Raw genomic sequence first — 22213 nt, 5'->3', positions numbered from 1 at the left:
TTCGCAGCAGCCGCCTGATCGGCGCAGAGCGACAGCCTACCTCTGACTGCCGCCAATCTTTGCAACAGAGCCCTCCGGAGTCATCTTCGATGCCGACATTCCTGCCATCCTCACCGAGCTCAAAGAACTAGGGATCGGAGAGTTCACGATCAGCGTGGGGCAAACCGACATGGCGACCTTGTTGTGGGGCTTTGCTGAACACGGTGCCGCTGTGAACGGCCTGGTCAAGGTCAAGAGCGCATATGCCGACTGGACCACCGGAGAGCACTCGATGGTTCCCGCGTTCCACCTCACCATCGCCTAGCAAACCCCGCTCATGGAAGCCGCCTCCTAGGGCGGTTTCCCTCATATCGCAGAAGTGATGATGACCGCTATTTTCCTTTGAAAATAAGCGGAAAATAACTGGATAACAAGGCACAACTATGGCTGTATGTACATGACCAAACAAGAACAGAAACGGAGAAGGTCATGAACACTCAAGCGATCACGATGGAACACCTGCAGATGGCAACCGACAGCTACGGCACGGTGCTCGCCTACGGGGACTACGTCCTTGCTTCGGCCTACCGGCACCTGGGCAAAGGCAAGATCGGAAACGACGCTCGCGTGTACAAGCTCGCCGAGCAGCCCATCCCCGGTTTCGGGCCTGAGTCGCGTAGCCGCAGCGAATGCGTCCTCGACTTGGTCGCCGAGGCTGACCAGCTTTTCGACGATGCCGGGCATGCTATCGCTTGGGCCCTCGCCCAGATCCCCGCCACAACCCAGGAGTAACAAGCATGGAGGCCACTGGGCACCTGATCACAAGCCACCTTCAGATCCCCGCCGACGCGGTGGCGCACGGTGACATCCAGGCTGTCGCTGAGATCCTCTTCAGCGTGCTGGAGGAGCTCGCTGAGGAGGTCGGGGCCGAGAAGATCCCCGTCCACACGCTCAGCTGCATCGGCTGGTACTACACCAAAGCCGATCAGATCATCGCCCTGGCCAGGCAGCGCAGCCTGTCCGATTGGAGCTACGGCGGTTTCGACACCGGCCAGGTGGTCGCCAACTTCCGCGCCACCTACTGCTAACCCCTCGCGCCGCCCCGACCACGCAAACGGGCCGAGCCTGGCCCGACGTGATCCGTTTCGCCCCACATGGTTGGGGCTTTTCTTATGCCCCGAGGAAGGAGCTGCTGCCCGATGACGAGCACGTATCAGCCGACCAGGTTCATGGCCGACGGCTCCACCTACAACCAGCGCAAAGCGGATTTCGCTGTCGCGTTCATTCAGGCGCTGCGCCACACGAAAGGCCGCTGGGCAGGCACACCGTTTACGCTGCTGGGTTGGCAAGAACAGATCGTGCGCGACCTGTTCGGCACCATCAAACCCGACGGCTACCGCCAGTTCACCACCGCGTATGTGGAGATCCCCAAGAAGCAGGGTAAGTCCGAGTTGGCTGCCGCGATCGCACTGCTTTTGACCTGCGGGGACGGGGAGCAAGCCGCTGAGGTATACGGGTGCGCGGCCGACCGGCAGCAAGCCAGCATCGTCTTCGAGGTCGCCGCCGACATGATCCGCCAATCACCAGCCCTATCGAAGCGGGTGAAAATCCTCAGCAGTCAGAAGCGCATCATCTACAAGCCGACCAACAGCTTCTACCAGGTGCTCTCGGCGGAGGCGTACTCCAAGCACGGGTTCAACATCTCCGGCGTCGTCTTTGACGAGCTGCACACCCAACCCAACCGGGCCCTGTTCGACGTGATGACCAAGGGCTCTGGTGATGCGCGCACCCAGCCGCTGTACTTCCTCATCACCACCGCAGGCACCGACACCCACAGCATCTGCTACGAGCAGCACCAAAAAGCGCGCGACATCCTGGCGGGCAAGAAACACGACCCCACCTTCTACCCGGTGATCTACGGCGCAGACCTGGATGATGACTGGACGGATGAAAAGGTCTGGCACAAGGCCAACCCCTCGCTTGGCGTCACGGTGCCGGTGGAGAAGGTGCGGGCCGCGTGCAACTCGGCTCGCCAGAACCCCGCCGAGGAGAACTCGTTTCGCCAGCTGCGGCTTAACCAGTGGGTCAAGCAGTCCGTGCGGTGGATGCCCATGCACATCTGGGACGCATGCGCAGACCCGGTAGACCTAGACGAGCTGGAGGGCAGACCTTGCTACGGCGGGCTGGACTTGGCCTCCACGACGGATATCACCGCGTTCGTGCTCGTCTTCCCGCCCTACGGGGAGGACGAGAAGTACCGGATCGTCCCGTGGTTCTGGATTCCCGAGGACAACCTCAAGCTGCGGGTGGCACGTGATCACGTGCCCTACGACCTGTGGCACGCCCAAGGCTTTCTTGAGACCACGCAAGGCAACGTGGTCCACTACGCCCACATCGAGCACCTCATTGAGCAGCTCGGCACGCGCTTCGATATCCGCGAGATCGCCTTCGACCGGTGGGGCGCAGTCCAAATGAGCCAAAACCTCGACGATGCCGGTTTCACCGTCGTGCCCTTCGGGCAAGGCTTCAAAGACATGAGCCCACCGAGCAAGGAGCTGATGAAACTCGCACTCGAAGGCCGCCTCGCCCACGGGGGCCACCCGGTGCTGGCCTGGATGGTCGACAACATCCATGTACGCACCGACCCGGCAGGAAACATCAAACCCGACAAGCAAAAGTCCACCGAGAAGATCGACGGGGTCGTCGCCACCATCATGGCCCTTGACCGCGCCATCCGAGGCGGCAGTAGCGATACGGGCACATCCGTGTACGACTCGCGCGGGCTGCTCGTCTTCTAACGCTCACGACAACGCAAAAGGAGGCCCCTGTGGGACTTTTCGACTGGCTACGCGGCATCAATGCCCGGCAGGTGTCGAACCACCAGCTGTCCTCGAGCTACAGCTTCCTGTTCGGGCCCACCAGCTCCGGGCGCACAGTCACCGAACGCTCAGCGATGCAGATGACCGCCGTTTATTCGTGCGTGCGGATCCTGGCGGAGGCGATCGCGGGCCTGCCCCTGCACGTCTACCGCACCGAGAAAGACGGGTCGAAGGTCAAAGCCACCGACCACACGCTCTACCGGCTGCTGCACGATGAGCCCAACCCGGAGATGACCAGCTTCGTCTTCCGCGAGACCCTCATGACGCATCTGCTGCTGTGGGGCAACGCCTACGCACAGGTCATCCGCAACGGCCTCGACGAGGTCATTGGCCTGTATCCGCTGATGCCCAACCGGATGAGTGTGGGGCGCGACGATGCGGGCAGGCTCTACTACGAGTACCAGACCACCAGCGACGAACCCGCCGGTGAGTGGTCTCGCATCCGGCTGTCGCCTGCTGACGTGCTGCACATCCCAGGGCTCGGGTTTGACGGGCTGGTGGGTTACTCGCCGATTGCGATGGCGAAAAACGCGATCGGCATGGCGCAGGCCTGCGAGGACTACGGGGCGTCGTTCTTCGCCAACGGGGCCGCCCCTGGCGGGGTGTTGGAGCATCCGGGCACGATCAAAGACCCGTCTCGGGTGCGCGAGTCCTGGCAGCAAACCTTTGGTGGGGCCCGCAACGCCAACAAGGTCGCGGTGCTCGAAGAGGGCATGAAGTACACGCCCATCTCCGTCTCCCCGGAGCAGGCGCAGTTCTTGGAGACACGCAAGTTCCAGATCAACGAGATCGCCCGGATCTTCCGCATCCCACCGCACATGGTGGGCGACCTCGAAAAATCGAGCTTCTCCAATATTGAGCAGCAGTCCTTGGAGTTCGTGAAATACACCCTCGACCCGTGGGTCATCCGCTGGGAACAAGCCCTGACCAAGACGCTGCTTAGCCCGCGTGAGAAGCCGAGCGTATTCGTGAAGTTCAACCTCGAGGGCCTGCTGCGCGGCGACTACGTCTCGCGCATGAACGGCTACGCCGTGGCCAGGCAGAACGGGTGGATGAGCGCCAACGACATCCGCGCCTTGGAAAACCTCGACCGCATCGCTGCCGCCGATGGCGGCGACTTGTACCTGGTCAACGGCAACATGCTCCCACTCAACCAAGCGGGTAGCTACTACACCCACCACCAAATGCGGGACACCCAACCAGACATTCAACTTGATGAACCCGACAGTGACCATAAGGAGGAAAGCGATGACGGCGACAATGAGAGCCGACCCGAACATGAAGACACCCACTAGCACCAGGCGTTTTTGGGATTACACCACCGCACCGGATGGCAAGCGCGTACTTGAACTGCGTGGGCCGATTGCGCCCGAGTCTTGGTTCGGAGACGAAACCACACCCCAGCAATTTCGCGACGAACTCATGAGCGGCAGCGGCGACATTATCGTGTGGATCAATAGCCCGGGCGGGGATGTGATTGCGGCTGCCGAGATTTATTCGATGCTCATGGACTACCCAGGGCACGTCACCGTGAAAATAGACGGCCTCGCCGCATCAGCCGCCAGTGTGATTGCGATGGCGGGTAGTGAGGTGCTGATGAGTCCGGTGGCGATGTTGATGATTCACAACCCTATGACCGCCGCCATCGGCGACTCAGACGAGATGCTCCGGGCGGTGTCGATGTTGGCTGAGGTCAAGGAATCCATTCTCAACGCTTACGAGCTCAAAACGGACATGGACCGTACAGAGTTGTCGGAGTTGATGGATGCGGAGACTTGGATGGACGCGAACAAGGCCATTGAGCTTGGTTTCGCAGACGGCCTGATCAGCCCCGGCAGTCCGTTCCCGGCCTCACAGCCGGATGCGGGCAGGTCAGCGATGGTGTTTTCTCGCCGCGCCGTCACCAACAGCCTCATCAATGCCATCAACGCAGACCTCACTGGTGGTCAAGAACCGCTGCCATTAGTAGCGGAGCCTGATCCACCGCCACCTGCTGGCCGCGCGGTCAGCGACCTGTTATCCGCCCTCGATCACTTGAAGCCCTAACCAGTTCCGGGTGGGGCTTTTCTCATACCCACCCTTCGTGTTTTGAAAGGACACATACAACCATGACTACCACTATCAACGATTTGCGAACCCGGCGCGCCGAGACGTGGGAGAAGGCCAAGGCCTTCCTCACTGAACGCCAAAGCGCCAATAACGGGATCCTGACGGCTGAGGATGATGAAACCTATGGTCGTATGGAAGCCGAAATCGAAGCCCTGGGCCGTGAGATCGCCCGAGCAGAACGCGCCGCTGAACTTGACGCGCAGTTGTCTAAGCCTGTGGCCGCGCCTTTGGCGATGACCCCTGGGTCCGTGGCTCCTGAGGGCCATAAGCATGTGCCGTTCCGGGCTACGGATGAATACCGCGAGAACTTTTGGAACGCCATGCGCATGGCCACCAACCCCTTCGAAGTGCGTAACGCCTTGAAGGAAGGTGCGGATACTGAAGGCGGCTACTTGGTGCCGGACGAGTTCGAACGCACCTTGGTTGAAGCACTCAACGAGGAGAATATTATTCGTTCTCTGGCTAAGCGGATTACCACCACATCGGGTGATCGCAAGATCCCCGTCGTGGCGACCCACGGTAAGGCTAACTGGCTTGATGAAGGGGCAGCAGTCCAAGAATCTGACGAGGCTTTCAAGCAAGTCACGCTGGGGGCTTATAAACTCTCCACCTTCATCAAGGTCAGTGAAGAGCTCTTGGCTGATTCCGCGTTCAACATTGAGGCCTACCTGGCAAACGAGTTCGGCCGACGTATTGGCGCTGCTGAGGAAGAAGCGTTCCTTGTTGGGGATGGGTCTAATAAGCCCACCGGTATCTTCCACAAGACTGATGGTGCACAGGAAGGCCTTAAGGCTGCCGGGCAGACCGCGATCACCGCAGACGAACTCATTGACTTGTTCTATGCGCTGCGTAGCCCGTATCGGAAGAACGCCGTGTGGCTGACCAACGACTCCACAGTCAAGGCGATTCGCAAGCTGAAGGATAATCAGGGCCAGTACCTGTGGCAGCCAGCTTTGACTGCAGGTTCCCCGGACATGATCCTAGGCCGCCCCATTTATACCTCCAGCTTTGTGCCGGAGATTAAAGCCGGGGCAAAGACCGTGGCCTTCGGTGACCTGTCCTATTACTGGATTGCTGACCGTGCTAGCCGCTCTTTCAAGCGCCTGAATGAGTTGTTTGCAACCACTGGTCAGGTGGGGTTCATGGCAACCCAACGCGTGGATGGCAAACTCATCTTGCCCGAAGCCGTCAAAGTCCTTGTTCAGAAGCAGTAATCCACTGCCACGTGTTGGGGAAGGGGGTGGCGTAAAGCCATGGCACGCGCGTTTAACCAAGGCGAGTTCTTGACGGCCCTCAAGGCGAACCTGGTCCTTGAGCACAGCCAGGATGACAAGCTGCTGGGTGAACTGTTGCTCTCTGCGTTGGATTACGCCACCTCCTACCAACACCTGGTCCCAGGCCACTACGAGAATCACCCGTTGTCGGAGTCCACATACCGTGCGGTGATCATGCTGGCCACACACTTCTACGAATCCAGGGATGGCTCGACCGGCGGGTTTTTCGCTGATAATACGCACGCCGCCGCCCGGGTATGGGAGGCAGTGAATCGGCTGTTGATTTTGGATCGGGATTGGAAAGTCTAAAAAGCACAGAGAGGGGGTGAGCAGTGATGGGTTTGGGATTACTCCGAACCGAGCTGTTGTTTGTTGACGATTCGGACAATAGTGACCGTCAGGGCTTCTACACAAAACCCGCCTTGGAGGGTTTTACCTGTCGTGGGGTCTTCGAGGAGCGTTCTGCTACCACCCGCTGGGCACACCTGGCCGGGTTTGAACAGGTTGACGCGATCGCACGGATCCGTACCCAACCACGCTTGGTCCCTCTCACGGGTCAGAAGGTCGTTGCTGATGGGCAACTGTTCACCATTACCGGGATTGAAAACGTCAAAGGCCGAGGCCGCTACCTGGCCTTGTTCCTGCGTAGGGAGGTGCATCGTGGCTAGGACACAAATCAAAATGCCCACCAAAACCCTCGAGGCCTTCGCTCACCTGACCACCGCCATGCCCGAGATTGCCGACGAGGCCGTCACCGCTGGCGGGCGGGTCGTAGAAGAACGGGTCCGGGCCAACCTGAGTGCCGCAATCGGTTCTGGCACGAAGGGTAAGTCCCGCTCTACGGGGCAGTTGCTGGGTGCTTTGGGTTTGAGCCCTGCGAAAGTGGACCGCAAGGGTGATCACAACGTAAAAGTCGGCTTCACCGAAAACCGTAGGGATGGACGCCCCAACGCCCTGATCGCCAACGTTCTCGAATACGGGAAGGCCGAGCAGGCACCCCGCCCATTCCTACGCCCCGCGCGTGCCTCGAGTCGGCGGGCGTGCCTTGAAGCAATGAAGTATGTCCTGCAAAACCGGATGAGGGGCAGGTGATCGGGGTGGAATGTTTAGAGATTTTGGTGAGTGTTTTTCGCCGTCTTGGCATGGAAGTATTCACCGGCACCTGGCCAGCCCTACCAGCCAGCGACTACGCCGTCCTCCTACCCCTAGTGGACGTCTACGACCTGCACGCCGACAACCAGCCCGGTCTGGAGGTGCAGTACGTCAGAGTCAACCTGTTCAGCCAAGAGAACTACCTGCCCCTAGTCCACCGGCTCCTACCACTCTTACGCCAAAACGACCTGACGATTACTGAGCGCCGCTATATCGGCCACGACCCCGAGACTGGTTATCACCACTACGCCATCGAAGTAGCCCTAGCAGTAGACCCCCACTAGTACGGGGGTCTTCCCATATATCCACCCACATTTGTCTTTGAAGGAGGACACCGCCATGGCCACGATTGGTCTTGACAAGCTCTACTACGCAACCATCACCGAAAACCCCGAGGGGGAAGAAACCTACGCCACCCCCAAACCCCTTGCCAAAGCCATCTCCGCAGAGTTGTCTGTCGAACTGGCAGAAGCCATCCTCTACGCCGATGACGGCGCATCAGAGGTGGTCAAGGAATTCAAATCCGGCACCCTCACCCTCGGTATCGACGATCTCAAGCCCGAGGTCGCTGCCGAACTAACTGGCTGCACGCTCGATGACAACAAGGTTCTGGTCGCCACAAGTGAGGATGGTGCCAAGCCGGTCGCGATTGCATTCCGCGCCCGCCGCTCTAACGGAAAGTACACCTATTTTTGGCTTTACCGCGTGAAGTTCGCACCGCCAGCCACATCTCTGAACACCAAGGGCGATTCGATTAGCTTTGCGACCCCGAGTATTGAGGGGACGATCATGCGCCGTAACAAGGCGGAGAAGAACGGTCTGCATCCGTGGAAGGCCGAAGTCACCGAAGATGCTGCTGGTGTTAAGAGCGGAACGATTACCGCTTGGTACACCAAGGTTTATGAACCCACTATCACCAAGGCCTAACCAAGAAAAGAAGGAGAACCTGACCAATGAGCACAACAAGCATTGTTGAAGAAAATCCTTCACTAGAGGGCCGCACCGCCACCGTGACCATCGCCGGCACCGAGTACACCCTCGTCTTGTCTACGGGCGCTACTCGTAAGATTGCGGCCCGCTACGGGGGCCTAGACCAGCTCGGTGAAAAACTCCTCACGGGTGAAGACATGGACCAGGCGCTGGGTGAGATCATCTGGATCGTTACTCTGCTAGCTAACCAGGGCATCCAGATCCACAACTTTGCTCATCCTGATGACAAGCAGGAGTTGCTCACCGAAGACCTGGTGGAGCTGCTGACGTGTCCTGCCGATTTGGCGGATTACCGTGAGGCGATCACGGCCGCTTTGGTGAATGGCACAAGGCGTGAGATTGTATCTGAGGCTCCGGTGGGAAAAGAACAGCAGGCCGAGTAGCAGAGGGCGATGAGGCCACGTTTATCCGCCTGCTTCACTGGGGAACCAGCATTCTCGGGTTGGGGCAGGCGGAAACCTGGCTAACTCCGCTCGGCCTCCTACTCGACCTGATCGAATGCCACCGCCAAATGAACGGCACCGCACACCCTATGCGAGAGACGTTTATTGACGATGTCATCCCATACGGGGTCTAGTCGTTGTTGTCCTTGGGGCGTAGCCCGGCGACAAGGAAAGCGCCGCTCATGAAGGACAGGCCAATCACTCCAATGAGGTGAAGCGCGATGCGCCATGCCTGCGGGTGGTCAATGACGTTGTTAATGCTCAAAATCCCCATGAGAAGGGCAAACAAGAGCAAGCCGAGTGCTGATGCGTATTTCTTAAACATGGTCATCCACCGTAACAAACTGATACGCAGGGTCAATTCCGCGTGAGGTGGCCTACACGCGACTTTTTCTGCTGCCCCCCCATATTCACCACTGAAAGGAGGAACCGCTCATGGCTGAAGACTTCGGTTTGAAAATCGCACTCCAGGGTGAGCGGGAGTTCAAGAAGGCCATCACCGAGATCAACGCGTCCTTCCGCGTGCTCGGCTCTGAGATGAAGCTGGTGGATGCCCAGTTCAAACGCTCTGATGATGCTCAGGCTAAGCATGCCGCTAAAGGCAAGGTGTTGGCTGAGCAGATCAGCGCGCAGCGGGACAAGATCAGCACCCTCGAAGCCGCTCTGAAGAACGCTGCCACGAATTTTGGGGAGACTGACCGGCGGACGCTTGCGTGGCAGACGCAGCTCAATAATGCGAAGGCGGCCTTGGCTGACCTTGAGGGCGAGTTGGAGGACAACAACAAAGCCCTCTCGTCCTTTGGTGACAATGCTGATGATGCTGGTGACGACGCCAAGGATGCCGCTAAAGACACCGGCCGCCTAGAAGACGCTGTTGACGATCTTGGCGACGAGATGGACACCAGCGGCAAGAAAGCCCTCTCCTTCGGTGACGTGCTCAAAGCCAACCTCGCATCCGAGGCCATCGTTGCTGGGGTTAAAGCCATCGGAAGTGCGATCAAGGCTGTCGGGCGCGGGTTCGTGGACGCAATGAAAGATGGCATCCAGTACAACGCGACCATGGAGTCCTACACGACATCGTTCACCACGATGCTTGGTGATGAGGCCAAGGCCCACAAACTCGTCGCCGACCTCAAAGCCCGGGCGGCCTCGACCCCGTATGGGATGCAGGATTTGGCTGACGCCACGAGAACTCTGATGTCTTTTGGTATCAGTGCTCAGGACGCGCAGCGGTACATGGGGATGCTTGGGGATGTTGCCCAGGGTGATAAGGAGAAGTTTTCTTCGCTGTCTTTGGCGTTTGCTCAGGTCTCATCTGCCGGCAAACTGACGGGTCAGGATTTGATGCAGATGATCAATGCTGGCTTCAACCCCCTGGAGGAAATCTCCCGTAAGACCGGCAAGAGTATTGGTGAGCTCAAGGAGGAGATGAGTAAGGGCGCTATCTCGGCTGAGATGGTGGCTGAGGCCTTCGAGAGTGCTACGGCTGAGGGTGGCCGGTTTTATGGGGCGATGGAGAATCAGTCCAAAACCTTCAACGGACAGTTAAGTACGCTCCAAGACGGGGTCGCCAACCTCAAAGGCCAACTAGCCGGCGGGCTGACCGAAATGCTCTCGGGCTCGGTGATGCCGATGGTCAACGGCTGGGTAAGCGCTCTCTCGGAGGCGTTTGAGAAGGATGGTGTGGATGGGCTGATCACCGCTTTGGGTCAGGTCATCCAAGAAGCCCTCGCCTTCATCAGCGAACAACTCCCAGCTTTCCTCGACGCTGCGTTGCGGATTGTCACGTCGTTGGTTGATGGGCTCATCCAAGCCCTACCTGCGATTACCGAGGCCGCAACTGGACTACTCATCGCCCTCGTCCAAGGAATCCTGCAGCTGTTGCCCGAGCTGACGACGGCGGCCGCGACCATGGTCGCCACGTTAGCCTCCGGTATCGGCCAGGCACTGCCTCAGTTGATTCCGGCGGCTATTGCGGCAATCGTCGGGATCGTCCAAGCCTTGATCGACAACCTGCCGCTTTTATTGGATGCGGCGTTGCAGTTGGTGATGGGTTTGGCCCAGGGCATCATCGAAGCCATCCCGGTTTTGATTGAAGCACTACCAGCGCTGATTACTTCGCTGTTGGATTTCCTGGTGGGCGCGATCCCGCAGCTCATCGAAGCCGGTATCACCCTACTCACCTCCTTAGTGGAGGCTCTGCCGACGATTATTGAGACGATTGTGGCTGCGCTGCCGCAGATCATTGATGCGATCATCAACGCCGTCCTCGGGGCACTGCCGTTGTTGATTGACGCTGGCATCAAACTGTTCGTCGCACTGATTCAAGCCTTGCCGACGATCATCACCACCATCATCTCCGCCATCCCCAGAATCATCAGCAGCGTGTTGAACGCGATCAGTTCGCATATTCCGCAGCTGATGATGACCGGGGTAACCCTGCTCACCGCGCTCATCCGCAATCTGCCAACGATCATTTCCACGATCGTCTCCGCGATCCCGCAGATTGTTTCTGGGATCGTCTCGGCGTTTGGGCAGGGCGTGTCCCAGATGGTGAGTGTGGGTGGGAACCTAGTTAAAGGTTTGTGGAACGGCATCCAAGGCCTAGCCGGATGGCTATGGAACCAAGTCTCATCTTGGGCCTCATCCATTTGGGATGGCATCACCAGCTTCTTCGGTATCCACTCACCCTCACGCAAGATGGCGTGGGCCGGTGAAATGCTCGCACGCGGTCTAGCAGCAGGTATCGACGACAACGCCCAACGCGCCACCAAAGCCGCAGATGCCATGGCCTCCGACATCGACGCCGCCTTCACCAGCCTCACCGAAGGCCTGGACGTGCCAATCGATGTCAAGACCCAGGCCCATTTCGCAGCCCTCGACCAGGTGAGTAGCGGGCTGACTCTTCCAACTGCTCCGCCTGCATCTGCTGGTTTATCGGCAGAGAGTGTTCAGTCTGTTGTGGAGGCAGTCGTGCCGTCGATGCTGCGTGGTATGGATATTCGTGTGGTGCTTGATGACGGCACTCTGGTCGGCCGCCTCGCACCTCGCATTGACACCAGTCTTGCGGGACTAGCGCGCCGAAACCCAACACTCACCATTTAAGGACGGGAGGGAACCAGCATGTTTACGCTCGATGGAACCATCCAGGCCAGGCGCGATCTGAATCTGCACCTCGCATCACCAATCAAGATGAGTCCTGCCTCGCGGGTGGTGGAGCAGATTGTGGTTCCCGGACGCGAAGGCACGTTGACGCGCGAGCAAGGTTGGAATGACCGGGTCATCACCCTCGACCTGATCATCCGCTCTAGTGATGTGATGGGGTTATGGCGCAAAGCCATCACCGCGTTGTCGAACGCGAAGCGGATTGCTTTCCGCCATGACACAGGCGTGTTCTACCAGGTCAAAAGCACCGCCCTTACTGAGTTGGTGAGGGTGTCTCCGCTGATGGGTCAGTTCCAAGCCACCCTCACCTGCGACCCCTTCGCCTACTTGACGGGGGTGGAGAACATTGTGCTCACCAAAAGCGGAAACATCACTAACCCCGGTAATGCTGTTGCTCGTCCGGTCTTCACGGTCTACGGGGCTGGCAGGGTGTTTTTTGAGACCAACGGATACCGGGTGGATCTGAAAATCGACTCAGACCAACTCACCGTCGACTCCGCGTTGATGGAGTGCCGGAAGGGCAATGTGGCGCAAAACCAGAACATGACCGGCCCATTCCCGACCATCCGTCCGGGGAAATCGTATGTGCAGCTCGGGCCTGGGATTAGCCAGCTTGTCATTGAACCGAGGTGGAGGAACCAATGATCACCACACACCCCGCAAACGCGATCCCCAAAACAGACGTCACGACAGACAATGGCCTGGCCGTGCTTGATGCCCAGATCATCAACCCGATCGTGACTGAAGAACTCGGTGGCACGTTTGCCTTGGAGTTCGACTACCCCCTCACAGCCCAGGGTGCTTCATCTTTGCGGGTGGGGAACCTGGTGCGCTGCCCAGCACCAGTACTTGGGGGCCAGTTTTTCCGCATCCACCACCTCGAGACCAACGAACAGCACCTGGTGCATGTCACGGCGCAGCATGTGTTCTATGACTTGGCTGCAAACCTGCTCATGGATACCAATCTCGTGGGCGAAGACGCAAACAGCGCATTGAACCGCGTCCTTGCTGGGGCGCAGTTTAAGCACCCGTTCACCGCAACCAGCAACCTGAGTACTCGTGCCTCAGCCCGACTAGTGCGCGTCAGCATTGCGTCGGTGTTGATGGATGCGGACCTTGATAACGGGATTGTGAATCGCTGGGGTGGGGAGCTGATCCGCAACAACACCCACCTGTCTTTAGTAGCCAGGCGCGGTAGCGATAACGGGGTGCAAATCCGGGCGGGTAAGAACCTGCTGTCCATGACCGCGTCAGTGGACTACTCAACCGTGGTCACCCGCATCGTGCCGGTGGGCTTTGATGGGCTGATGCTCCCGGAGAAATGGGTCGACTCCGGGAAACTCTCTTCTTACCCCCACCCCCGTATTTCGGTGATCAAGTTTGATCACATCAAATCCACCGCCACCCCAAACGGAGCCAGCGCTGAGGACGCACTACCACCCAAACAGGCTGAAGCAGCACTACGACGGGCAGCCAAGGAACAGTTCACACTCCAGCGCATTGATGAGCCAACACGAACCTGGACAGTGAACCTGGTTGATTTGGCCGGAACAAAGGAATATGCCCATCTTCGTGCTTTGGAGAGTGTGGCAATCGGTGACGTTGTCACGGTCAAAGACCTAGACGCTGGTGTGGATGTGTCGGCGCGGGTGGTGGCCTACCAATACAACCCCCTCACCGAGGGGTATGCGCAGGTGACGCTGGGCTCCTTCACCCCAAGGATTACCAGCCAATCGGCTCGCGCGGTGACCCTTGCTTCTGGCGCGATGGGTGCTGCCTTGGATGCCTCTGCCCGAGCCGGAACAGTGAGTACCGTGGCGGGGAATGCTATGGCGAGGGCTGACCAAGCATTCAGTAGCGTTTCGGGTTTGTCGGGGCGTGTGGATGAGGCGTTGGTCGCGGCGAACGGTAAAAACCGCAACCACTACGGCACCGATACCCCTAAGGATCCGCACCCCGGTGATGTTTGGTTTAAGACGAATGGTGAAAAGCAGGAGATTTGGATTTACGAGCAGCGAAACAACCGCTATGACTGGTTCCCAATCGCCACCGACCTGACCTACATGGAGGCCAAACAACGCCTCGACGAGACAGAACAAGCGGTAGCCGAAGCCAAAGACGCCGCTGACGCAGCCCTCAAAGCAGGCACCGAGATACGCACCCGTGTGCGTAGCGCTTCAAGGGATGCTGAGAAGGCTCTTTTGAAGGCTCAGGAGGCAGTCGATAAGGGAGCAGAAAACGCCAAGCTAGTTGAGGACTACCAGATCGTGGTCGGAAGCCTCCTCGAAGGGGCACGCTCGAAAATAACTCAACTGTCAAGTGCTGTGAACTTGCGGGTGGAAAAAGATCAGGTCATCAACCAAATCAACATCTCCACCGAGGGGATTTTGATTGACGGGGCCAAGGTTCACATCACCGGTCAAACCACCATCGATCAGGCAGTAATCACGGGGGCGATGATCAAAGACGCTTCGATCGACAACGCGAAAATCGCCAGTTTGGATGCAGGCAAAATCCGCACAGGCTACCTAGATGCCGGGCGTATCCGTACAGGAAGCATTACTTCGGAGAAGCTCACCATCCGCAACGGCTTCATTACCAGTGCGATGATTCGCGATGCCGCCATCACTTCCGCGAAGATTGCTTCTTTGGATGCTGGCAAGATCACCACCGGCACACTTTCTGCTTCGCGTATCGCTGCTAGGACTATTACGGCCGATAAGCTCGCAACGAATGCCATCCAAGTTGGCTTATCTGGCTGGAGCCAGAGTATCCGTATTAGTCCTACCGAGATCCGCTGGTACAACGGCAACACCCTCACCGGCAAAGTCTCTTCGATGGGCTTGCAGTTTTATTACGGCTCCAAGTACATCGGACAAATCGGTGAAGCAGGATTCAAAAACAAACCCGAGAGCGTCAAGGGCCTCAACACCATGCTCTCCAAGGACGCGTCGTATGCGGCGTGGACGTATGGGGCCGGCAGTAACGACCATGTCGTTCTATTGACTTTGGATCCGAAGGGCTCGGTCATGGGCGCTAGGGGTTTACACCTGGGCGTTGACCTGCACCTGGGAGGCAACAGCGTGAAAACCACGGGTAAACGTGGGATCAGATTGTTGGACTCGGAAATTAACCGCACGATGATGCCGGCCTGGTGTAGCGAGAACACCCGCAGCCAGGTCGCCTTCTCCAGCGGAGCACTCTTTTTGGTCACCGATAACAACCTCTACTCGGTCACCCAGATCACCAAGCGTCTTAGTGAGGTGATTATGCGGGTCAACCACCTCATCACCTATCTGAACAAGGGCTGGGTCCAAGAAATCCATCGCACCGGAGGATCCAATGTTTCTTGGACCTCCTACCCAAACACCGGCCTATCGACCATGTCCACCAACCTCAGCTAACCGAAAGGCACCCCTTATGGCTGTATTGAAGATTCGCAACCACCATCTACCTGTCGTTACTGGTCTACTTGATGGGCTGGAACTGGCCGGGGCAGACTCGAGGGCAAGAACTAAACTTCACTCTGCCTTGCTCACTCATCTAGAGGCGCTCGGTGTTAGTGAGGTGGAGTTGGCTCGCCAGTACGCTACCCTCGACGAAACTGGCGAGATTGTCCTTGATGAGGCCGGCGGTTTCACACTTAAAGACCCCACTCAGGCCACTGAGTTCGCAGCCGAACACAAGGCCCTCATGGGTGAGGCTGTATTGGTTCCCGAAACCTATGAGAATCAATACGCCATCCTCACCAAAGCCTTAGTGGATTATCCGGGTACCTTTTCCGGCAGCGACGCTACCGCCTACGACGTGCTATCCGACGCGTTGGAGGAAGCCACCGTGAAGGAGGTGCCCTGATGGAGATTAACCCGACCCAGCCAGAAGGTGTGGTTGCTCAACCACTAACGCCACCACAAGAAGCAGAACCACCGCCCCTGGTGGAACCTGAAACCCATATCCTCACAATCCCACCAAGCCCCGACGGTCAATGAAGCCTCGGGGCTTTTCCATGCCCAAACCTCTTTTGGAAGGAACTGATTTCTCATGCCACTAGACCACTATCTACGCACCATCTCCGCCGCTATCGGGGCGGGGGCTGGTTGGGTGTTTGGCACTCCCGATGCTCTGCTCTACACCTTGCTTGCTTTCATCACTGCCGACTACATCTCCGGCGTGATGGCTGCGATCACCACCCGCAGGCTATCTAGCGCGGTTGGGTTTAAGGGCCTGTTTGGCAAGATGCTCATCCTTGCCTTCGTTGCTCTAGCCCAGTTGATGGACACCCACGTGCTTGGTGGGGTGGGGGTGCTTCGCGGGGCGGTGATCTTCTTCTACATCGCCAACGAAGGCATCTCCCTGATTGAAAACGCCACCGTCCTGGGCCTGCCGGTACCACCCAAGTTCAGCCAGGCCCTAGCCACCCTCACCGACCACGACACCGACGCAACTACTGTCCAGGGTCGCCACAAGGCAACGGATATTGAGGCACCGGTGCCGCGTCCGCACATTCCTCTAACCCCAAGTGTTTCCCAGGTGCGTAAACCCTTGGCCCACACCACCAAACCCGCGCCCGAAGGCGAGGCAGGTGGTGATGGTGACTAAACCCGCCTCCCACCTGCCAGCCATCCTCACTGCTTTGGCCAGCACCCTGATGCTCGCCTCAGTAATGGGGGTGGGCTGGTGGGTGTGGGAGCAGGCCATCACCCCGCTATTGACCGCGCTGATTTGGTTGCACGTGATCGTCCAACCCTAAAAACACATCCACTACATCAAGGAGAAAACTGCTATGTCTTACACGATTGACCATTCCCACGACGCCACCGCATTCACGACAGGCCGTCAAGGCCACCGCATTAAATACATTGTGGTTCATCACTGGGATGACCCCGCCAAGCACCCCACCTTTGAGGGCACTATCCGCTGGTTCGAACGCGGCGGCAACAACACATCCGCACACTACGTAGTTGAAGCCGGACGCGTCGCACAGTTGGTTGCAGACGGGAACACCGCCTACCACGCGGGTAACTGGGTGAAGAACCTTGAATCCATTGGGATCGAGTGCAACCCGCGCTGCTCCGACGCGGACAAGGAGACGGTTGCTGAGCTGATTCGTGACCTGCAAGCCAAGTATGGCCCGCTGACCATCCTTGGCCACAAGGACTGCTCGTCCACGGATTGCCCGGGACGCTACTACCCACCAGCCCGTGTGCTCGCACCATGGTTAGGAGGGGGAGGCGGCAACGCCAAACCCGCCACTCATGCAAGCACTCCCTCTGGTGACCTCAACGCCCTGGCGGACGCGGTGCTACGTGGCGACTATGGCAATGGTGAGGAACGCCGACGCCGGCTGGGTTCTAAGTATTCGGCGGTGCAGGCGATTGTGAACCAGCGCCTGGGTTACGGTTCCACACCCGCCTCCGCAGGTTCTGACCTGAATGCTTTGGCCGATGCGGTCATCCGAGGTGACTACGGCAACGGAGACGAACGCCGACGCCGCCTTGGAGCCAACTATGCGGCTGTCCAAGCCCTGGTGAATCGGAAGCTCGGCTACTAAAACAGCCGGGCTTCAACCTTTTTCATGCGCCCCTGCCCATTCACCTTTGTGTGTTTGGGTGGGGGCGCTTTTTGTATGCCTTGGGGGTGGGGGTTATAAATCGTGGCCGCTGGGAGCCCTCCATACGTCAGGAAAGTTTTTCTCGTATGGAGGTTGGCATGGCTGTGGATGCGCTTGTCAGAGAGCAGGTGTTTGTGCTTCGCCGTCGGGGTCACTCGTTTGGTCAGATCGCTTTGGAAGTGGGTTTGAGTCGTAACACGGTCAAATCGTTGTGCCGTCGACAGAGCATCGGCACAGAGAACCCGAGTGCTGTGGATGGTGGGGTGGTGTGTGAGCAGTGCGGCCAAGAAATTGAGGCTTGTATGCCGGTGCCTCGTCGCCGGTTTTGTTCTGCTACTTGCCGCCTGGCTTGGTGGCATGCCCACCCCGAGCACCTTAACCGCCGAGCTATTTATTCCTTCACTTGTGCGCACTGCGGGCAGGTGTTTAGTGCGTATGGGAATAAGGGTCGTAAGTACTGCTGTCATTCGTGTTATGTCCGTGCCCGGTTTGGCACTAAGGGCGGTCGGCGCTGATGGGCGGGCAGGACCTAGCCAGTGAGGTGGCCTTGTTCCAAGGGGCGCAGTTTGTGTCAGCCCTCGTTGCTGGGGGAGTACTCGATCAGGACCAGGCGCTCGTGGTGTTGGAGGGGCTGAGCGAGGCGTTTCCTAATGCGGTGGTGGGGCGGTTGTTTGTGCGCGTTGGAGTGGATAACCCGCAGGTTTTAAGCGTTCATTGAAACACCAAGAAGCAAAGAAAAAGCCGTAGGTGGATGCAAAGAGTTGTGGATTGAGGTGACAAGGGGAAGGTTATGGCAGGCAGGCTTGAAGTGATTACCCCGACAAGCGTGGGGGAGCGGCTGCGGGTGGCGGCGTATGTGCGGGTCTCAACCGAGCATGAACGCCAGCTCTCGTCATTGTCTGCCCAGGTCTCTTATTACCTGCACCTGATTGAGTCCACCCCAGGGTGGGAGTTTGCCGGGATTTTCTCAGACGAAGGAGCAACAGGCACTAAACGCACTGGGCGCGAAGGCCTAGCGGACTTAATGGCCCTAGCGCGCTCTGGTGGGGTCGATGTGGTGTTGTGTAAGTCGATTTCGCGTCTGGCGCGAAACACCACGGACTTACTCGAGGTGGTGCGTGAACTAAAAAGCCTAGGCGTTACAGTGCGCTTCGAGCGCGAGAGTATCGATACCGCCACTGCCCAAGGCGAGGTGCTCTTGACTTTGCTGGCCGCTTTCGCGCAAGCAGAATCCGAGACGAACAGTGCGAATGTGAAGTGGGGGATACGCAAAAAGTACGCTGATGGCACCCCGCATTCGCGCCACCCCTACGGGTACGCCTACCAGCAAGGCACCCTAGTTGTTATTGAGGATGAAGCGGTGGTGGTGCGCCGCCTTTTCAACAATTACCTGGCTGGTATCAGCCCAGAAAAGACCGCCCACATGCTCAATGATGAGGGTGTGCGCCCAAGGTCGGGGCGAAAGTTTCGGGGCAAGACGATGCGCACCTGGCTTGAAAATGAGGTGTATGCGGGGCGGGTTGTGTGCCAAAAATACTTCCGCCCCCACCTGGCCACCAGCACGGTTAAACGTAATGAGGGGGAGCTTGATTCGTGGGTGGTTGATGGTGCCCATGAGCCCATCATTGACCCGGCGATTTTCGACGAAGTTCAACAGGTACTGGCCATGCGCCGCCAAGTCGGTCGGGCACGCACCCCAAGTGGGGGCAGTATGGCGTTGACCTCGAAAATCACCTGCACAGTGTGCTCGAAACATTTCCACCGTCGCACCAAAACCAGGTCGGGGACAAGCCACAAGTTCTGGTGGTGCTACAACGCGACCCGTGGCCAGGGCAATCCCTGCCAGGCACCCAGGGTGCGCGAAGAGGTCCTCAAACACATCTGCCAAGACGCCCTCGGCCTCGATGCGTGGGATGAGGAAGCTGTCATTACGGGGATTAACACCATCACAATCAGCCCCGACCGGAGCGTGTGCGTGGAGTTGGCGGGAGGGAGTATCCGGCGCTACCAGAGTGACGGTCACCCGAGTATGGAAGGAGAGGTGAGAAGCGTTGGCTAAAACGATTACGGCGATACCCGCCACCAAAACCACCCAAAGCAGCAGTAGCAAGGCTCCCAGCATGGTGCGTCGGGTGGCAGCCTACGCGCGAGTGTCTACGGATATGGAAGAACAAGCCCAGTCCTATCGCGCCCAGATCGACTACTACACGAAGTTGATTAATTCGCGTGCTACTTGGCAGTTCGCGGGCATGTACTCCGATGAAGGTATTAGCGGCACCTCCACAACCAAACGCGTTGGCTTCCAAAACATGATCCGCGACGCTTTAGAGGGAAAAATCGACCTGATTATCACCAAGAGCGTTTCACGCTTCGCCCGTAACACCGTTGATTCGCTCACCACCGTCCGACGGTTGAAAGATGCCGGGGTAGAGGTGTGGTTTGAGAAAGAAAACATTTTCACCTTCGATTCCAAAGGTGAACTGCTCATCACCATCATGTCCTCCCTGGCCCAGGAAGAATCAAGAAGCATTAGCGAGAACGTGACCTGGGGACACAGGAAACGCTTCGCAGACGGAAAAGTCCTCGTCCCATACTCATCCCTACTCGGCTACAAGAAAGGTAAAGACGGAAACCTGGCCATTGACCCGGAGCAGGCCAAGGTGGTGCGCCGTATCTACGCACAGTTCCTCTCCGGTGACTCCCCAGCCCAAATCGCCCAAGACCTCACTAGGGATAAAATCCCCACACCCAGGGGTAAGCAAATCTGGCGCCCCCACACAATCCGCTCGATCCTTACCAACGAGAAATACAAGGGCGATGCGCTACTGCAAAAGACCTACACCGCTGACTTCCTGACCAAAACCATCAAACCCAACAACGGCCAGGTCGCCCAGTACTACGTACACGCCAACCATGAGGCCATCATCGAGTCTGACGTGTGGGAAATAGTCCAAGCAAAACTTGCCTACCACGCCAAAGACGCCACCTCATACAAGCACCCGTTTTGCGGGCGCGTAATCTGCGGACAATGCGGTAGTGCCTACGGACGCAAGGTGTGGCATTCGGGAACCAAATACCAAAAACACATCTGGCGCTGCTGCGCCAAGTACGAGAAAAACACCCGCTGCAACACCCCACACGTGTCCGAAGAAGACATCCAAGAAGCCTTCACCCAAGCAGTAACCAGCCGCTACGCCACCACCAAAGGTGTACGAAGCTCACTGGACTTGATCGAGAAGAAACTGCTGGCCATCGATGAGTTAAAAACCCGCCAGCAGAAAAGCCAGGTTAACCTTGAGCAAGTTCAGGCACGTCTTAGCCAACTCATCACTCTGGCCACCCACCACGCCATCAGCGCCGGCGAATACGACCAGCAATACCACCAGCTCGAAAGCGAGAGGGCAGAGCAAGAAAAGCGCTACCAAGAACTGGGCGCAGAGATTGCTCGGGCGGAGGAGAAAATCGCTGCCGCCAAAAACATCGCCCGCTACCTAGAAAACCAAGGCGTCCTCGAATACTCAGACACTGCTTGGCTCACCCTCGTCGAGCACGCCACCATCCACACCGACGGCACCGTCACCATCACCTTCAAGGATGAACACTGATCTCGCGCTCATTTATTGGTCGTCAAAAACTTTTAGCCCGCAACGATAAGTAGGGGGCCTTAAATCAAAGCCAATCGTTGGACGCCTTCCCTGTAAGTACAGTTTCGCCGCTGCACTCAGTATGCAACGGTTGTTTTCTCAAATCTATTGACAATCGATAGAAACCTATCGATAATCGATGTATGGATACCTTGGATACGAAAACGCGGAGACAAGCTAGCGTCGCTCAAATTGCTCTCATTCTCATGGCTCTGCCGCTGGCTCTGCTCTATGTCGTGATACCCCATATGGTGGAATCGGTAGGGCGTGAGCTCGACTTCTCTTCCACGCCCTGGCCTTACGCGATCACTGGTTGCCTCACGGTGGCTGCCATTCACGTTTTTCTTTTGGCGGTGTGGAAGATCGTGGGCTTCATAAAGTCCGGTAGTTTTTATCGCACCCCGGTCCTGCGCTGGCTAACCGTTGCCAAGCGTGCGGTCGTCCTGGGATGTCTCATGCCGATCCTCACTGGGCTGCACCTGTTCGTCATCATGCATCAGGGAACGCCACTGCTTATGCCCGCCCTACTCGGGGTGCTCACTATGGGGGTAGCTGCAATCATGCTGCTGCAGTTACTCGTGGGCCTATATCGTGAGGCTAGTGCGAATGTCGCCGAACTGGAAGAGGTCATCTAATGATCCAGGTGAATCTCGAGGTCCTGTTGGCCAAGCGTGGCCTGGGAGTTCAAGAATTTGCTGACCGGGTAGGCATTAGCCCGGCCAATGTCGCGGTTCTGAAGAATGGTCGGGCCAAGGCGGTACGCTTTTCGACATTGGAGGCCATGTGCCGGGTACTTGACTGTCAACCCGGTGACATCCTGCAGTGGGTGGATGATACCGATACTGTGTAGGTAAGAAACTTGTGGTGAGTGCTGCCGACTGATCTACATGGGATCGAGTAGGCACCAACTCGGGTGACAATGTCACCGAGCAGTTTGATACTGGGGCTCGAGTTGCGCTAGAGGCTG

26 protein-coding genes are annotated in these 22213 nt (G+C 57.9%); 25 read left to right on the top strand and 1 reads right to left on the bottom strand.

All coding sequences use genetic code 11. From position 1 onward, the window contains the following. Nucleotides 1-46: 46 nt before the first annotated feature. The 13 genes from BSR28_RS09295 (at nucleotide 47) to BSR28_RS00070 (ending at nucleotide 8766) form a co-directional block, all read left to right on the top strand. Entirely contained in the window at nucleotides 47-304 is a 258-nt protein-coding gene (locus tag BSR28_RS09295; RefSeq protein ID WP_073712997.1) for a DUF7698 family protein, read from the top strand. Between the two features lie 224 nt (nucleotides 305-528). Further along, nucleotides 529-771 (top strand): Nmad4 family putative nucleotide modification protein, encoded by a 243-nt coding sequence (locus BSR28_RS00125; protein ID WP_456236386.1) that lies wholly within the window; start codon nucleotides 529-531, stop codon nucleotides 769-771. 5 nt (nucleotides 772-776) lie between these two features. Beyond that, nucleotides 777-1067: a pseudouridine synthase gene (locus BSR28_RS00120; RefSeq protein ID WP_073712995.1), complete on the top strand. Its 291-nt coding sequence runs from the start codon at nucleotides 777-779 to the stop codon at nucleotides 1065-1067. Nucleotides 1068-1178: 111 nt separating this feature from the next. Beyond that, nucleotides 1179-2777, top strand: coding sequence for a terminase large subunit (locus BSR28_RS00115; protein WP_073712994.1), 1599 nt, complete (start codon nucleotides 1179-1181; stop codon nucleotides 2775-2777). A 29-nt stretch (nucleotides 2778-2806) separates the two neighbouring features. Further along, nucleotides 2807-4153: a phage portal protein gene (locus BSR28_RS00110; protein WP_073712993.1), complete on the top strand. Its 1347-nt coding sequence runs from the start codon at nucleotides 2807-2809 to the stop codon at nucleotides 4151-4153. Next, entirely contained in the window at nucleotides 4107-4904 is a 798-nt protein-coding gene (locus tag BSR28_RS00105; protein WP_073712992.1) for a head maturation protease, ClpP-related, read from the top strand. Before BSR28_RS00110 ends, BSR28_RS00105 begins: the two co-directional genes overlap by 47 nt. A gap of 62 nt (nucleotides 4905-4966) precedes the next feature. Beyond that, on the top strand, nucleotides 4967-6181 hold the full coding sequence (locus BSR28_RS00100; protein WP_073712991.1) for a phage major capsid protein: 1215 nt from the start codon (nucleotides 4967-4969) through the stop codon (nucleotides 6179-6181). 39 nt (nucleotides 6182-6220) lie between these two features. Continuing rightward, a complete protein-coding gene (locus tag BSR28_RS00095) occupies nucleotides 6221-6550 on the top strand; it encodes a head-tail connector protein (protein WP_073712990.1) in 330 nt (109 codons plus the stop codon). Between the two features lie 26 nt (nucleotides 6551-6576). Then, nucleotides 6577-6909 carry a phage head completion protein gene (locus tag BSR28_RS00090; RefSeq protein WP_073712989.1) on the top strand — a complete coding sequence of 111 codons (333 nt, stop codon included), beginning with the start codon at nucleotides 6577-6579 and terminating at the stop codon, nucleotides 6907-6909. Then, nucleotides 6902-7333, top strand: coding sequence for a hypothetical protein (locus tag BSR28_RS00085; RefSeq protein ID WP_073712988.1), 432 nt, complete (start codon nucleotides 6902-6904; stop codon nucleotides 7331-7333). Before BSR28_RS00090 ends, BSR28_RS00085 begins: the two co-directional genes overlap by 8 nt. A gap of 26 nt (nucleotides 7334-7359) precedes the next feature. After that, a complete protein-coding gene (locus tag BSR28_RS00080; protein WP_198928889.1) occupies nucleotides 7360-7677 on the top strand; it encodes a hypothetical protein in 318 nt (105 codons plus the stop codon). A 55-nt stretch (nucleotides 7678-7732) separates the two neighbouring features. Continuing rightward, complete coding sequence (locus BSR28_RS00075) at nucleotides 7733-8320, top strand: major tail protein (protein ID WP_073712986.1); 588 nt, start codon at nucleotides 7733-7735, stop codon at nucleotides 8318-8320. 26 nt (nucleotides 8321-8346) lie between these two features. Continuing rightward, a complete protein-coding gene (locus BSR28_RS00070) occupies nucleotides 8347-8766 on the top strand; it encodes a hypothetical protein (RefSeq protein ID WP_073712985.1) in 420 nt (139 codons plus the stop codon). A 190-nt stretch (nucleotides 8767-8956) separates the two neighbouring features. Here BSR28_RS00070 and BSR28_RS09235 read toward each other — a convergent pair whose 3' ends face one another. Next, entirely contained in the window at nucleotides 8957-9091 is a 135-nt protein-coding gene (locus BSR28_RS09235) for a hypothetical protein (protein WP_269148036.1), read from the bottom strand. A gap of 170 nt (nucleotides 9092-9261) precedes the next feature. Here BSR28_RS09235 and BSR28_RS00060 point away from each other — a divergent pair, with 170 nt between their 5' ends. From BSR28_RS00060 to BSR28_RS00005, 12 genes are all read left to right on the top strand, one after another. Then, nucleotides 9262-11931, top strand: a complete 2670-nt coding sequence (locus tag BSR28_RS00060) for a phage tail protein (protein ID WP_073712983.1) — start codon at nucleotides 9262-9264, stop codon at nucleotides 11929-11931. A gap of 18 nt (nucleotides 11932-11949) precedes the next feature. After that, nucleotides 11950-12636, top strand: coding sequence for a hypothetical protein (locus tag BSR28_RS00055; RefSeq protein WP_073712982.1), 687 nt, complete (start codon nucleotides 11950-11952; stop codon nucleotides 12634-12636). Next, the gene (locus tag BSR28_RS00050; protein ID WP_073712981.1) at nucleotides 12633-15395 is read left to right on the top strand and encodes a phage tail spike protein; all 2763 of its coding nucleotides are present in this window, start codon (nucleotides 12633-12635) and stop codon (nucleotides 15393-15395) included. Before BSR28_RS00055 ends, BSR28_RS00050 begins: the two co-directional genes overlap by 4 nt. Before the next feature lie 16 nt (nucleotides 15396-15411). Continuing rightward, nucleotides 15412-15846, top strand: a complete 435-nt coding sequence (locus BSR28_RS00045) for a DUF1617 family protein (RefSeq protein ID WP_073712980.1) — start codon at nucleotides 15412-15414, stop codon at nucleotides 15844-15846. Beyond that, complete coding sequence (locus tag BSR28_RS09230) at nucleotides 15846-15980, top strand: hypothetical protein (protein ID WP_269148035.1); 135 nt, start codon at nucleotides 15846-15848, stop codon at nucleotides 15978-15980. Before BSR28_RS00045 ends, BSR28_RS09230 begins: the two co-directional genes overlap by 1 nt. Nucleotides 15981-16032: 52 nt before the next feature. Continuing rightward, nucleotides 16033-16590: a phage holin family protein gene (locus BSR28_RS00040; protein ID WP_073712979.1), complete on the top strand. Its 558-nt coding sequence runs from the start codon at nucleotides 16033-16035 to the stop codon at nucleotides 16588-16590. Beyond that, a complete protein-coding gene (locus BSR28_RS09005) occupies nucleotides 16583-16741 on the top strand; it encodes a hypothetical protein (RefSeq protein ID WP_158020309.1) in 159 nt (52 codons plus the stop codon). Before BSR28_RS00040 ends, BSR28_RS09005 begins: the two co-directional genes overlap by 8 nt. Nucleotides 16742-16774: 33 nt before the next feature. After that, nucleotides 16775-17542, top strand: coding sequence for an N-acetylmuramoyl-L-alanine amidase (locus BSR28_RS00035; protein WP_073712978.1), 768 nt, complete (start codon nucleotides 16775-16777; stop codon nucleotides 17540-17542). Nucleotides 17543-18392: 850 nt separating this feature from the next. Continuing rightward, a complete protein-coding gene (locus BSR28_RS00020; RefSeq protein ID WP_073712975.1) occupies nucleotides 18393-19661 on the top strand; it encodes a recombinase family protein in 1269 nt (422 codons plus the stop codon). Next, nucleotides 19654-21207 (top strand): recombinase family protein, encoded by a 1554-nt coding sequence (locus BSR28_RS00015; RefSeq protein WP_073712974.1) that lies wholly within the window; start codon nucleotides 19654-19656, stop codon nucleotides 21205-21207. Before BSR28_RS00020 ends, BSR28_RS00015 begins: the two co-directional genes overlap by 8 nt. 245 nt (nucleotides 21208-21452) lie before the next feature. Then, complete coding sequence (locus tag BSR28_RS00010) at nucleotides 21453-21881, top strand: DUF2975 domain-containing protein (RefSeq protein WP_158020308.1); 429 nt, start codon at nucleotides 21453-21455, stop codon at nucleotides 21879-21881. Further along, complete coding sequence (locus BSR28_RS00005) at nucleotides 21881-22096, top strand: helix-turn-helix domain-containing protein (protein ID WP_073708695.1); 216 nt, start codon at nucleotides 21881-21883, stop codon at nucleotides 22094-22096. Before BSR28_RS00010 ends, BSR28_RS00005 begins: the two co-directional genes overlap by 1 nt. Nucleotides 22097-22213: the final 117 nt, after the last annotated feature.

The sequence above is a fragment of the Boudabousia liubingyangii genome (genome assembly GCF_001907245.1).
Taxonomy (GTDB): Bacteria; Actinomycetota; Actinomycetes; order Actinomycetales; family Actinomycetaceae; genus Boudabousia; species Boudabousia liubingyangii.
Note: the sequence above shows the minus strand (reverse complement) of the source record. Positions and strands in the feature narration are given on the sequence as shown.